General features: G+C 62.3%; 12 protein-coding genes. 6 read left to right on the plus strand and 6 right to left on the minus strand.

The features are described from left to right. Positions 1-26: 26 nt before the first annotated feature. Positions 27-1,421, minus strand: coding sequence for an Hvo_1808 family surface protein (locus HFX_RS13985; protein ID WP_004059240.1), 1,395 nt, complete (start codon positions 1,419-1,421; stop codon positions 27-29). Positions 1,422-1,472: 51 nt separating this feature from the next. Beyond that, the gene (locus HFX_RS13990; protein WP_004059239.1) at positions 1,473-2,930 is read right to left on the minus strand and encodes an Hvo_1808 family surface protein; all 1,458 of its coding nucleotides are present in this window, start codon (positions 2,928-2,930) and stop codon (positions 1,473-1,475) included. Between the two features lie 130 nt (positions 2,931-3,060). On the opposite strand from HFX_RS13990, the gene HFX_RS13995 reads away from it, so the two are divergent. Next, positions 3,061-3,633, plus strand: a complete 573-nt coding sequence (locus tag HFX_RS13995) for a cysteine hydrolase family protein (RefSeq protein ID WP_004059238.1) — start codon at positions 3,061-3,063, stop codon at positions 3,631-3,633. A gap of 30 nt (positions 3,634-3,663) precedes the next feature. On the opposite strand, the gene HFX_RS14000 is transcribed toward HFX_RS13995, so the two are convergent. Further along, positions 3,664-4,149, minus strand: a complete 486-nt coding sequence (locus tag HFX_RS14000; RefSeq protein WP_179955347.1) for a PaaI family thioesterase — start codon at positions 4,147-4,149, stop codon at positions 3,664-3,666. A 115-nt stretch (positions 4,150-4,264) separates the two neighbouring features. Here HFX_RS14000 and HFX_RS14005 point away from each other — a divergent pair, with 115 nt between their 5' ends. After that, complete coding sequence (locus tag HFX_RS14005) at positions 4,265-6,853, plus strand: sensor histidine kinase (protein ID WP_004059236.1); 2,589 nt, start codon at positions 4,265-4,267, stop codon at positions 6,851-6,853. A 60-nt stretch (positions 6,854-6,913) separates the two neighbouring features. After that, positions 6,914-8,041, plus strand: a complete 1,128-nt coding sequence (locus HFX_RS14010; RefSeq protein WP_004059235.1) for a hypothetical protein — start codon at positions 6,914-6,916, stop codon at positions 8,039-8,041. Positions 8,042-8,217: 176 nt separating this feature from the next. Here the strand turns inward: HFX_RS14010 and HFX_RS14015 are convergent, their stop codons facing one another. Together HFX_RS14015 and HFX_RS14020 are read right to left on the minus strand one after the other, a co-directional pair. Further along, positions 8,218-8,904 carry a helix-turn-helix domain-containing protein gene (locus tag HFX_RS14015; protein ID WP_004059234.1) on the minus strand — a complete coding sequence of 229 codons (687 nt, stop codon included), beginning with the start codon at positions 8,902-8,904 and terminating at the stop codon, positions 8,218-8,220. A gap of 233 nt (positions 8,905-9,137) precedes the next feature. Then, positions 9,138-10,046, minus strand: coding sequence for a hypothetical protein (locus HFX_RS14020; protein WP_014732380.1), 909 nt, complete (start codon positions 10,044-10,046; stop codon positions 9,138-9,140). A gap of 54 nt (positions 10,047-10,100) precedes the next feature. Between HFX_RS14020 and HFX_RS14025 the strand changes: the two genes are divergently transcribed. The 3 genes from HFX_RS14025 (at position 10,101) to HFX_RS14035 (ending at position 12,727) form a co-directional block, all read left to right on the plus strand. Beyond that, complete coding sequence (locus HFX_RS14025; protein ID WP_004059233.1) at positions 10,101-10,787, plus strand: lipoate--protein ligase family protein; 687 nt, start codon at positions 10,101-10,103, stop codon at positions 10,785-10,787. Between the two features lie 72 nt (positions 10,788-10,859). Further along, positions 10,860-12,149: a dihydroorotase gene (locus tag HFX_RS14030; RefSeq protein ID WP_004059232.1), complete on the plus strand. Its 1,290-nt coding sequence runs from the start codon at positions 10,860-10,862 to the stop codon at positions 12,147-12,149. A gap of 56 nt (positions 12,150-12,205) precedes the next feature. Next, the gene (locus tag HFX_RS14035; RefSeq protein WP_004059231.1) at positions 12,206-12,727 is read left to right on the plus strand and encodes a DUF7529 family protein; all 522 of its coding nucleotides are present in this window, start codon (positions 12,206-12,208) and stop codon (positions 12,725-12,727) included. A 29-nt stretch (positions 12,728-12,756) separates the two neighbouring features. Here HFX_RS14035 and HFX_RS14040 read toward each other — a convergent pair whose 3' ends face one another. After that, complete coding sequence (locus HFX_RS14040) at positions 12,757-13,626, minus strand: DUF5806 family protein (protein ID WP_004059229.1); 870 nt, start codon at positions 13,624-13,626, stop codon at positions 12,757-12,759. Positions 13,627-13,695 lie beyond the last annotated feature (69 nt).

A 13,695-nucleotide genomic window follows, 5' to 3' on the forward strand; every position in this document is an offset into this window, starting at 1 on the left:
GTCAGCCACAAGCTAAGTGCGTTCTCCTACTCCCGCGCGTGTACTTCGTCTAATTCCTCAACCGTCGGCGCGTTCACGATGGTGACCGTATCACCCTGCCGTGTCACCCGATAAGCGTCGGCGAACGTCCCGTCTTCGATGACGTAGGTGTTTTCGGCGACTTGTTTTGCGCCGAGTCGGAGTTTAAGCGTCCGCGTCAGATACGCCGACTCGAACTGTCGAGCGTCTGTGTTCGTGTCCCAGACCGTCTTCCAGACGTACCCGCGGGCGTGGGGGTTTGCGTCGGCTTCGGCGTCCGAAGCCGGTCTGTACGGAACGACGAGGTCACCGGCCCAGCCTGCGGCGGGACCAGCGGTGTAGTTGTATGTCGAGTACGCTCCGGGGTCGTCTCGGAGCTTCTCGCGGTCGATGGCGGCGTGTTTCCAGAAGGTCGTGAAGATAGATGCTTCGCCAACCGTGTCACCGACTGGGTCGTGGTCGTAACGCGTCCACGCGGCCGACGACCGGTCTTCGATAGTCACCTCGACCGGCCGCTCGTCCGGGTAGGTGCTCGGGTGAAGCACCTGTTCTGTCGAGACCGGACGGTTCTCGTAGGCGGCGTTCACTGCTTCCCAGCCGCCGCGTTCGTGGAGGTCGGAGACGAACGTTGGTCCCTCGCTGTAGGGCGTGTAGATAGTGAGGAAAACCGGGTAGTCGAACGACCCACTTCCGGCCCCGCTCCCGTCCGGACGGGGAACGCACTCCCAGTCGGCCGCACAGCGTTCTTCGTACAGGCTGTCGACGTAGCGAGCGTCACCCTCGACGAGTCCGTTATTGGCGAGTTGTTTGTCCTGCGTGGGTGGTGCTGCGTCGAGTCCGAAGTGCTGGTCTTGCAGTGCGTGAAGGAGTTCGTGGGCGAGCGTCCGACGATTGATGGTCGGATTGCCGTCGTTGCTTATGAGGACGATTTGGTCCTCTTGGGGCGCATAGTAACCGAGAACCGAACCGCCGTAGAGTTCGTCGAACACCTGTTGGATAGTCCGGTTCTCACCGACTAACAGGAGTGCCTCCCACACCTGGTCGTTCCAGTCGGCGTGGACCAGATTCGACTGGTTTCGAGACTCGTTTCGGTACTCGGCGCGCGAGATGACTTCGACCGGAACCGGTTCGGTGAATTCCAATTCCCGAATGACTTCCACGCGAGCCATCGTCCGAGCGACGAACGCCTCGCGCTCGGTCGCATTCAGGCCGTCAGATTGGTCCACAGCGATGGACTCGTTGTGCCAGTAGCCACCCTCCCAGCCGAGCCTGTCACTCGGCGGGTCTGCGGGCCACGCCCCGCTGTCGGCCGTGTCTTCGGGCGGATTCACTACGGGGGCGCTACACCCGGCAACCACGAGGAGAAGTGCAGAGAGAAGCGCGGCGAGTGGCAGACGGTTCATACAGAGACACACGAGCGGGATGTGAAAAAGCGTCTCGGAGAGCGTGGCCGCCTATGACGTGAGACTCGGCCGAATCTCGTCCACGTCCTCGGGCGTCGGCCCGTTGACGATGACGACGCGGTCACCCGTTCGGACGACCCGGAAAGCGTCGTTGAACTTGCCCTCCTCGATGACGTAGATACCGCTTGCCTGCTTCTTGGCACCGTTGGCGTCGAGGATGTTCAGGTACGCGTCTTGGAACTCGCGGGCGTCGCCCTCGGAATCCCACTCAGTCACCCAGACGTAGCCGTACTCGGTTTCCGAACCGGCTTCGTTGCGGTATGGGAACAGGCGGTCGTTCGCCCATCCGTTCGACGGGCCAGCATCGTAGTTGTAGGTGTCGTACGTCGAATCGGTGTTCGCGACGGACCGGACAGGGACAGTCCGCGCTCCATTCATCCGAGCCTGATACCAGAACATCGAGTAGATAGACACCTCGCCAACGGTGTCAGAGCCGTCGACGCCCTGATTGGGGAAGGTCGACCAGCCGTCTGTCCCCTCGTCTTCGAACGCGATTGGCCGAGGCGTCTCGTCGGTCATGTGAATGACCTGTTCGGTGGAGACCGGCGGGTTTCTGAGCGCGTCGTTGACCGCCTCCCAGCCACCCTGCTGGTACAGGTTGTTCACGTAGACCGGCCCGTCGGAGTACGGCTGGAAGATGGTCAGGAGGATGCCGAAGTTCGGTCCGCCGCCGCTTCCGGACCCACCAGACCCGCCCGCGGAGGGCGTGACGACACAGTCCCACGCGCCGGAGCGACACTGCTCGGCGTACCGGAGTTCGACGAGTTTCGCGTCGCCTTCGACCACGCCGTCGGTAGCGAGGTCACCGTCTTGTGTCTGACCACGGTAGCGCGGGTCTGCAAGGTCGAAATGCTGGTCCTGAAGTGCGTGGTGAAGTTCGTGAATCAGCGTCGCATTATCGATTGTGGGTGCGCCGGTCGAATCGGTGACAATCTTGATTTCGTCGTCTGACGGCGAGTAGAAGCCGAGAACAGAGCTTCCGGTCGTTCGGGAGATAGCGTTTGTACTCCCTTCGGATTCACCAGTGATGAAAAGCGCTTCCCACACCTGGTCGTTCCAGCGGGTGTACGTGGAAGCGGACGGCCCCGACCGGTTAGCGTTGCCGCGCTGGTACTCGTCACGCGAGATAACGTCCACGGGGACAGCCTCTTTGAATTCGAGGTGTCGCAACTGTTCGACCCGGGCCATCCCGCGGGCGACGTAGGCTTCGAGTTCGGAATCGTTCAGACCGTCGGACTGGTCGACTGCGATGGGTTCGTCGTACCAGTAGCCGTTTTCCCACCCGAGTACGTCGCTGTCGGGATCGGTGAATCCATCTCTATTCGGGTCGGGCGTCACGGGCGGTGCCGTGTCACTGTCGCCCGCTCCGGGAATCGCCGTTGGAGCGGCGCACCCGGCCAGAAGCAGAAGAACAGCAACAAAAACGGCACGGAGACCAGACGTTCGCATACGGTACCCTTAGACTCCGGGGTGAAGTACCTTGTCCGGTTCGGTTGTCGAAACCGCTGTCTAATTCGACCGTCGAAACTGGCAGGTGGCGCGCCGACTGCTTTTGGTCGTCCCGACGCAATCATCAGCTATGCCATTCGATTCGACACAGACTGCGGTCGTCGTCGTAGATATGCAAAACGGCTTTTGCCACCCCGAAGGCAGCCTCTTCGCACCGGGGAGTGAAGCCGCCATCGACCCCGTTTCGGACCTCGTCTCGACGGCCCGCGACGCGGGCGCACACATCGTTTACACGCGAGACGTTCACCCGTCGGAACAGTTCGACGACACCCACTACTACGACGAGTTTCAGCGGTGGGGAGAACACGTCGTGGAGGGGACGTGGGACGCCGAGTTACTCGACGACCTCGATGTCCGCGAAGAAGACCTCGTCGTCGAGAAGCACACCTACGATGCGTTCTATCAGACGCAACTTGAGGGGTGGCTCAACGCCCACGGCGTCGACGACCTGCTCATCTGCGGGACGCTGGCGAACGTCTGTGTCCTCCACACTGCCGGAAGCGCCGGCCTGCGCGACTACCGTCCGGTGCTCGTCACTGACGCCCTCGGCTACATCGAGGAGGCACACAAAGAGTACGCGGTCGACCACGCCGACTGGTTGTTCGGCGAGACGACGGCCCTCGCCGACGTCGAGTTCGAGTAACGCCACCCCCGGCGACCGGGGTCGATAGAATCACTCGCGGAAGAGTCGGTACGCCCCTTGGCCGGTGGCGACAGCGTCGTCCCAGTCGGTCGACGGGGACTGCCGTCCGGCCACGTCCGAGTCGTCTTCGGGGTCGGTGCTGACGACAGTAATCGTGCTCACGCCGACCGACCCGCCCGCGCGGACGACCTCGGCGACGGCAGTCAAATCACCCGACGCCCGGCGAAGGTAGTTCACGTTGAGGTTGATGGTGGCCACACCGCCCGAAAGCGGGTCGTCGAGCATAGTCCGAAGGGCGATACCGCCCGCCGTGTCGATAAGCGTCGCGGCGATACCGCCGTGGATGGTCGGCGGTGACACTGTGTTGGTGAGCTTTTCGTCGTACGGAATGGTCATCACGAGTCGTCCGCGCTCGATGGCGTCGATGCGGGTGTTAAGCCACGAGAGGTAGCCGTGTTCGTCCTCGATGTGCCGCTGGACGATAGCCGCAGCCTCGGCGGGGAAATCGTCGGTCATACCACGAACGAGTGTGTCAGACAGCATGTAACCGACGGTCCGCGACACAGTCGCCGGGAACTAGCTCGGTGATTTGGGGCGTGAGATATATACTGCACCCGAAAATCATACTGGTATGAGCGATTTCCGCGTCCTCTTCGTCGACGAGGGCACCTCGAACCTCACAGAGGCTATCGAGCGACGCGGATTCACTGTCGAGGTACTCTCGACGTGTGACTCGATTTTCGACACACTGGACGAAAACATCGACGGGATTGTCGTAAACGGCGGCACCGACATCGAACTCGTCTCCCAGATTCGCGACCGTCTCGGCGTCGTTCCGGTCTTCTTCCTCGTCGACGACGAAACGGCTGTCGAGCCGTCGTCGAGCGAAAAAGGAGCTATCAGCGTCGAGCGCCCGGAGTCGTCGGGGGCCGTCAACGCGCTTGCGACCCGTATCGAACGGGCCGTCGAGTTCTCACAGTGGGCGTCGACCGCTCGGGACAGCGACTCGTTGTACCGGACGGTCGTCGAACAGAGTCACGACGCCATCTTCATCGCCCAAGACGGTGGCTTTCGCTTCTGGAATCGGCGGATGACCGAACTCACCGGTCTCAGCGACGACGAACTCGCAGAGATTCCGCTTTTGGACATCATCCACCCGGATGACAGAGACAAAGTCACCGAGATTTCCGAACAACGACGGCAGGGCGGCGACGCGCCCGTGAGTTACGATGTCCGCCTCGTCGACGCCGACGGAGAGATTCACGAGTGTTCGGCAAACGTCAAAGATATCGAGTATCACGGGTCCTACGGCGTGCTCGTCACGATGCGCGATGTGACGGAACGACGTGCCACCGAGGCGCAGTTTCGCGCCCTCGTCGAACTCGCACGCGACATCGTGACGCTCGTCGGGTCTGACGGTCGAATTAAGTACGAAAGTCCGTCTGTCGAGGACGTACTCGGCTTCGACCAAGACGAGTTGGTCGGCGCGCACATCAGCGACTACACCCATCCAGAAGACTGGGAGCGCGTCGAAGAAGCGATGCAAAGGTCGCTCCAGAGTGGCGAAGATAAGAAAGAGCCGATTCGGTACCGACACCAAGATGCGGACGGAAATTGGCGCTGGCTAGAGTCTGTTGGAACCAACCAGACAGACACGTCAGTCGGTGGGTTCGTTATCACTACCCGGGATGTAACCGAACAGCGGACCTACGAAGAGCGGTTACAGCGACACGAGAGTATCGTCGAAAGTATCCGCCAGGGTGCCTACGTGGTTGACCGCGAGGCCATCATCCAGTACGTTAACGAAGCGGCAGTAGCGCGGATATCGATTCCCCGCGAGAAGTTCATCGGACAGCACATCTCGGTTGCACGCGAAGTAGACCTCCTCAACGATGACCAGTACGAGCGGGTCAAGTCGGTCCTCGATGATGTCCTACGCGGCGAGAGCAATGGAGAGCGGTTTGAAATCGAGCTTTCTCGCCCCAACGGTGACTACGTCATCGAGTTCGCCATCTCACCGATTGTCGACGAGGATGGCTCAATTACTGGTGCGGTCGGCATCTCGACCGACATCACGGAGCGAAAACGCTACGAGGAACAACTCAACGCGCTCCACGTCTCGACGCGAGAGCTAACAGCCGCAACCAGCCGAGAGCAGGTTGCCGAGGTCGTCTGCGACGCCGCCAATGGTGTTCTCAACTACAACATCAGCGGGGTGCTGCTGTACGACGAGTCGACAGACACGCTCGTCCCGACGGCGTTCACCGAAGAGGCACAGGAGATGTTCGGCGACATCCCCCCGCTCCCGCGCGGAACAGGCTTCTCGTGGGAGGTCTTCGAGAGCGGAGAACCCCACCTGTACGACGACTTCGAATCGAGTCCGCACCGGTTCAACCCCGTCGCCGAAATCAAAGAGGAGTTGGTCGTTCCGATTCCCGACCACGGCGTGTTCTTCGTGGGGTCGGTCGATGAGGGAACCTTGGCCGACCAGCGCCTCACACTGGCGAAAGTATTGGCGTCGAACACGCGCGCCGCACTGGACCGAGTCGAACGCGAACAACTCCTTCGCCAGCGCGAGCGCGAACTCGCCCGACAAAACGAGCAACTCGAATCGTTCGCGTCGGCCGTCTCGCACGACCTCCAGAACCCGCTCAACGTAGCCATGGGCTATCTCGAACTCGCCCAAGAACAGTTCGACAGCGACGAACTCGCCCGAGTGCAAGTCGCGCACGAACGGATGGAGACCATCATTCAAGACGTGCTGGCGTTGGCACGGAGCGGGCAGACCGTCGACGAGGTGGAGCCGCTACCGCTCAAACGAGTCGTCGCCGAAGCGTGGAACACCGTCGCGACCTCCTCGCCGGAAGCGACGCTCAAAATCGACGGTATCGCCGAGGTGGACGCCCATCACGGTCGGCTCCGACAACTCTTCGAAAACCTCCTGTCGAACGCGATTCGCCACGGTGGCGACGACGTGACAATCCGGGTCGGACCGCTCGAAGCCCGACCGGGGTTCTACGTCGAAGACGACGGTCCCGGAATCCCACCGGACGAGCGTTCTCGTGTCTTCGAGTCGGGCTACACGACGAGTCCGGAGGGAACCGGATTCGGTCTCAGCGTCGTCATAAGCGTCGTCAACGCACACGGATGGGATATCGACGTATCCGAAGGCGACGGCGGCGGAGCGCGATTCGAAATCACGACCGAAACCGGACGCTGACGGTGTCGAACACCGTTGATGGCAGAAACCCCTAATTCCGGGTCGTCCGAACGTCGAGGTATGAACAGCCCAGACAAAGCGACGACGCGAGCAGTCGAGTCGTGTCGCAACGCGCTCCCGCCGACAGTCGACGGCGGGCGCGTGGTGTTCGGGTTCGACGGCTACATCGACCGGGTCAGAGAGTTCGTTTCCGAACGCCAGTCCGCGGAGTCGTACGACCGTGTTCCGACGTTAGACGCCTTCGCGGACCGTGTGAACGCGTCGGTCGAAGCCAACAGTTCGCTCACCTTCGAGTGGATTCAAGCCGGCGTTCGAACCGGCGGACACGTAAGCCACCTCGCCCGCGCCTTCGGGACGATGGGCTTCGACCCAGCCCTCATCGGCTGTTTCGGCGACCCGCCGGAGGACCCGTTCATCGAAGAGTTCGGTGACTTCACGCTAGAAACGCTCGGAGCACCGGGCTACACCGACGCCGTCGAGTTCGACGACGGGAAACTGATGCTTACCGAAGTCGGCGCGCTGACGGCGCTCGATTGGGTCGACATCGAGTCCCGCGTCGGTCTCGACCGGCTCTCGGAACTCGTCGACGGGACCGAACTATTCGGGATGGGGTACTGGTCGGAAATGCCTGCTCTCCCGGACGTGACCCGTGGGGTTCGAGAAGACCTCTGGCCGACGCTCTCGAATCCGCCGGAGACGCTCCTTCTCGACCCCGGAGACCTCCGGAAGCGGGAACCGGACGTGGTCGCCAAGGGAGTCGAACAAGTATCAAAGCTGGACGACTCGGTCGACGTGGTCGTCTCGGCGAATCGGTACGAGACGCGGTATCTCGCCCAACTCGCCGGTGTCGAAGCAGACGACTTCGAACGCGAGACGCGAGCAGCGTTCGACTACCTAGGTGTTACCCGATTCGTCGGCCACGGAATCGAAGCGGCCCACCTCGTCGACGACGACGGTGCTGCACATGTTCGCGTCCCTCGAATTGACGACCCGGAACTCACGACGAGTTCCGGCGACCACTTCAACGCCGGCCTCGCCCTCGCACACGTCCTCGGACTCGGGCGGGCCGAGTCACTGGTTGTCGGAAACGCCGTTGCTGGACATTTCGTTCGAAACGGAACCCCGCCAACGTACGACGAAATTAAGACATTCGTCACGTCGTACATCGATTATTTCAACGAGACATAAATATAGGTTGACCGAACAAGGGTCAGATATATTACTAGACTAGCCTATTGTCCGTTCGTCAGTGGCACCCCACCATGGGCACGATATCGTTATTGGCGAATGCTGGTCGCCTTCGATGCGGTATCGCGGCTGCTTCATGGTCCCCCGTAACCGGCCACGACACCCACTACACACCATTATTTCGGACTTAGCGAGTCATCTTCGAGGTCCTCGACTGCCGAGCCGACGAGGTGGCGAAGCCCTCGACGAAGTCGCTGTGACAGCGCCTGTTCGGAGATTTCGAGATTGGCTGCGATGTCGCTGAGCGTTGTCTCTTTGGGCGTCTCGAAATACCCCCGTGTAAAAGCGAGTTTGAGCGCGGCCAGTTGTTTCTCCGAGAGGTTACTGTTCGGGTAGCGCCGTTCGTCGAGCCGAGACGACTCAACTCGGCGAACGTCGATATCGATATCCCGTTCGAGGCATGTGTCGTGAAATCGAGTGGTCTGCTCGTTCGTCGGGAAATACACGGAGAGCGTCCACCCGTGCTTCGTTCCGACAATCTCCCGGACGATGCCACGACACTCTTGAATCGTCGAGATGAGACCGTCGTCTCGGAGCATCCACTCACAGCGGTACAGTCGCCCCTCGGGACTGTCTGAGACCACTTCGAAGTCCTTGACGCCAGCGTGCGTTTCGAGTAGGTCGGCGACTGCATCGGACCCGGCACCACGAGCGAAGAAGTACGGAACAGGCTCGCCAGAGACGGGAACACAGCCCATGAACGTGATTTCGAGTTCGGAGTCATCGAACGCGGGGCTAAGACACGAATCGTCAAGGGAGTGTCCCAGTTCGACTTCGTACCCGTAGGTGTGGTCATCAGTCATCGTTTCGTGGTTGTGGTAGCTTTGAAAGAAATCAGAGCATCGTCACATAACTGTGTATCACGTCTCACAAACGGTGTAAAACACGAACGAACAGAGGATATTATTTGTGGAGGTGACACCTTTCACCGTAAAGTCATTTAAATACTATCAGTCGTGGCCTGCTGGAGCTTTCGACTAATGTCACCTATATTTTATGTTTGTCAAAAGCTACGAAACGAAATGTCGAGTTATCATCAGAGCCGAATCGGATTGTTGCTCGGTCGAATCGTCACCGTAATCTCGTCCCCAATCTCGAACTCGTGGTTGGGGCAGACGACTTTCGTTCCGAACGCTGTTTGCGAAGCGAAAAGCGACAGCCCCGTAACGCGGTCACCGTTGGCAAACACGTCGAAATCGGTCCACGAAACGTCGCGACCGACGGTCTGTCCGACTTGTGCACCCAGAAGCGACAGCGACGTGTCGTCCGGAGCGGAAGAAAGCGTCCCACCGGCGGCGTAGTGAGCAAGCCCACCATCGAGAACGACGCCTTCGTCGCTGGCGAGGCCGACATACTCGCCGGAATCAACAGCACCCTCCTTTCGAGTCGGACGGTCGAGAACGACGAACGTCTCGCCCACATCGACGACCGTTCCATGGCCATCCCAATCGAGCGGTGAGACGGTTACGTCAGCCGTAAGCGGCAGCGACCCGCGAGCGCGATGGTGGTTCGCCGACGCCGGTCGAAACCCGAGATGGATGTGGTTCGAAACCCACGGGGCGAAAAAGCCGGAGCGGACGAGTCGGCCGAGCGAATCGCCGACCTGTACCTCGTCACCCGCTGCGACGTCGGGGTCGACGTGGAGAATTCGCGCCACAAGACCGGTACGTGGGTCGCTGTCGGAGTCACCGCTCCAGTCCAGACCGGTTGCTTCGGCGTCCACGTCGAGGAGAATGAGATATTCGTCTTCGTGAGCGTAGGGTTTGTCCGGTGCTCGGACAGTTCGCGCCTCGCGGACGACACCTGCAACGGGGGAGCGAGCGACCGGGTCGTCAGCAGCTACGTAGAGGTCGATAGCGCAGCCACTGTCGTGGGCGGGATACGGCGAGTTGTAGAGCGAAAAACGCTCGAAGCGAGAGCAGACCGACCGCGGCAGACGCAACATGGTCGTCGGGACGGGACGGATGTTCTTAGGTACGTCGAGGTATTTCGGATAGCTATGCGCGTCATCCGCGGCCGAGGACCCGACAGGGACGCCGACCGGAGGGTCACCGCGGCCATGCTCCGCGACGCGGGCGAAACGGGCGAACCGGCCTTCCGCGCGTGGACGCCGCACCGACAGATTGCTTTCGGCAGGCGAGACACCCGCGCCGAGCGATACGACGAGGCCGCTGCTGCTGCCGACGCACGCGGGTTCCCTCCCGTCGAGCGCTCCGTCGGCGGGAGAGCAGTCGCCTACACCGGCACGACCGTCGCCTTCGCCCACGCGGTCCCACTCGATGACGCACGAACCGGCCTCGACGAGCGATACGAAGCTGGCACTTCCGCCGTCGTTCGCGCCCTGCGGACCCTCGGCGTCCCCGCCCGACGAGGCGAACCGCCGAAGTCGTACTGTCCCGGCGACCACTCGGTCCAAGCGGGCGGAAAGCTCTGCGGCATCGCCCAGCGTGTCCGGAAGTCGGCCGCGCTCGTCTCGGGCGTCGTCGTCGTCGCCGACCGCGACGAAATCGCCGACATACTCGTCCCAATCTACGACGCGCTCGACGTTCCGTTCGACCCCGACTCGGTCGGGAGCGTCGCAACCGCGGGCGGTCCAGCGAGTTCGGACGACGTGTGTCAGGCACTCGAATCAGTCTTCGTCGGCGACGCGGAGACGCGAGTCGAAGACGCCGACGACGTGGTGTGAACTCGCGGTCGATAGTATTCTCTCACCGACCGAACCGCCGGACTTAGAACCCGGCGTGTCGCACCCTCATCTATGCGAATCGAGAACGCGACGCTGGCCGACGGGCGCGTGGTCGATGTCCGCGTCGAGGACGGCGCTATCGACGCGGTAGGCGACCTCGACCCCGTCGACGGCGAGGAGGTACTCGACGCCGACGAGAATCTGTTGCTGCCGGGCGCTATCGACGTTCACGTCCACTTCCGCGAACCCGGATTCGAACACAAAGAGACGTGGGAAACCGGCTCTCGGAGCGCCGCCGCGGGCGGCGTGACGACCGTCGCCGACCAGCCGAATACGGACCCGACGACGACGACCGGCGACGGATTCGACGCGAAGGCCGACCGGGCCGCAAACTCCTGTATCGATTACGGCATCAACGGCGGCGTCACGCCCGACTGGGACCCCGAAAACCTCTTCGAACGCCCGCTTTTCGCCCTCGGCGAAGTGTTCCTCGCCGATTCGACCGGCGACATGGGTATCGACGCCGACCTCTTCGCTGCGGCCGCCGAGCGCGCCGGCGAGGCTGGCGTTCCCGTAACTGTCCACGCCGAAGACGCCGAGCTCTTTGACGAGTCCGCTATCGAAGGCGACCTCGGCGGTCCCGGCCGCGACGCCGATTCCAACGCGTGGAGCGCCTACCGCCGTGCCGAGGCCGAAGAAGCCGCCGTGGAACGCGCCGTCCGCGTCGGTGGCGAGACAGGCGCACAGATTCACATCGCCCATACGAGCACGCCCGAAGGCGTCGATGCCGCCCGCGACGGTGGCGCGACCTGCGAGGTGACGCCGCACCATCTCTTCTTGTCCCGCGACGACTGCGACGAGCTCGGAACCTACGGTCGGATGAACCCGCCGCTTCGCTCGGAAGCGCGCCGCGAAGCCATGTTCGAGCGCCTTGCCGACGGCCGCATCGACGTGGTTGCGACCGACCACGCGCCGCACACGCGAGAAGAGAAAGACCAGTCGCTCCTCGACGCGCCGAGCGGTGTCCCCGGCGTCGAGACGATGGTGCCGCTACTTCTCGGTGCCGCCGTGGACGGCGACCTGTCGCTAGAGCGCGTCCGCGACGTAGTTGCGACGAACCCCGCGGACATCTTCGACCTGCCGCAGAAGGGCCGCATCGAGGCGGGCGCAGATGCTGACCTCGTGCTCTACGACCTCGACGACGCCCGCGAGATTCGCGGCGACGACCTCCACTCGAAGTGCGGATGGACGCCGTTCGAAGGCTTCACGGGCGTCTTCCCCGAGTGGACGATGCTCCGCGGCGAGTTGGTCTGGGACGGCGACGAGTTCGGCGACGCATCGGGTGAAAACGTCCGCGTCTAGGCGACACTTCACGCAGGCGAACTTTTTCCCGTCTGACCGCCCGAGACACGGCACACATGAGCGAAGAGCAGACGCCGCCGCGAAGTCGTGGGCCAAACGCAGACGAGCAGCACGTACTGACGGGGATGCTTTCGTTCTGGGAGACAGTCATCGAGGACGCCGAGGCGACCGCGGCTGAATACGCCGAAGAAGGCTGGGAGACGCTCGTCCTCCATCCCGGCGACGTGACGGTCCTTCCGCCGTCGAACCTACCGGATGCCACCGACCGCGTCGGTTTCGACGTGCTCGTTCCGGGAAGCGAGTTCGAGGCGCTTTCCGAGTGGGTCGCAGACGCCTCGTTCGATAGATACGATGTCTACCGCGCCCGCGAGGGAGGAACCATGTTCGTCGTCTCGGTCGTACAAGCAGCACAGGCGGAGAACGCGGTCGTCGTACCCCTCTATTACGGACTCGACAAAGTGGACGTGCTGAAAACCCGTGCGAAAGAACAGGGTGCGCTTCGTCTGTACGTCCGGCCCGTCGAGGCCGACCAGCGCGTCGAATTAGTCCAGTCCAATCCGGCTCCGCTGTTCCCGTGACGCGTTGATTACGGCGAAGCAGTCGCGCCTCAGTCGTCGTTCGACAGTTCCTCTTGCCGGAGTTCCGTGCTCGCCTCGCGGACTTCGCGCATGACGCTAGAGATACGTTCTTCGGCTTCGAGTTCCTCTTCGACAGAGAGGTCGACGCCCTCGACTTCGAGAAGGAACTTGGCGATTTCCGTGACCTCGTACATCATCTCGTCGAGTTCTTCGGCCGTGAAGAAGCCCGACATCGCCCCGTAGAGGAACGTCGCCCCCGACTTTCGGACCTTGTCTCGGAAGGCTGAACGGGCCTGATTGACCGCCTGCGGCGTGTACGTGTCGGTCATGAACGGAACGAGTTCGGGAAGGTTCTCGCCGATTTTCGTCATCTCGACGCCCGTCTCGGTGCGGAAGTCGGCACAGAGACGGGCGATAGCCCACTCGCGCGCCGTCACGTAGGTTCGCTCGCGGAGGAAGTCGTTGACGCGGTCGTACTGCGCGCCGTCGACTTTCTTGAATCGGGCGTACTTCTGTACGTCCTCGGGAACGTCGGCGGCGGCAGTTGATGCTGCACCGGTATCCGTCGTCGTCTCGCTATCATCTCCGGCGGCTTCGTCGTCGTCAACCGTCTCGCTATCGTCAGCTGCCTCTTCAACACCGGACTCGCCGGTAGTCGCGGCCCGCGCTGCATCTCCGTCCGGGTCGGCTTCGGGGCTGGATTCGGTGTCGTCACCGGCGTGGTCACGGCCTTCGTCGCTGGTGCGACTGCGGTCCTCGTCACCGGTGCGATTGCGGTCCTCGTCACCGGTGTGGGAGCGTCCCTCGTCGCTGGCGTGGTCGCGGTCGCCACCTCGCTCGTGTTCGTCGGCCTCGGTGTCGGCCGCCCCTGCCTCGAAGTCGTCGGACTCGTCTGTCATACCGCGGGCTACCGCGTCATCGCCGAAAAGGGTTCCGCGACGTGCGGTCCCGCGATGACAGCCCCGCGT

It is taken from the genome of Haloferax mediterranei ATCC 33500, assembly GCF_000306765.2.
Classification (GTDB): domain Archaea; phylum Halobacteriota; class Halobacteria; order Halobacteriales; family Haloferacaceae; genus Haloferax; species Haloferax mediterranei.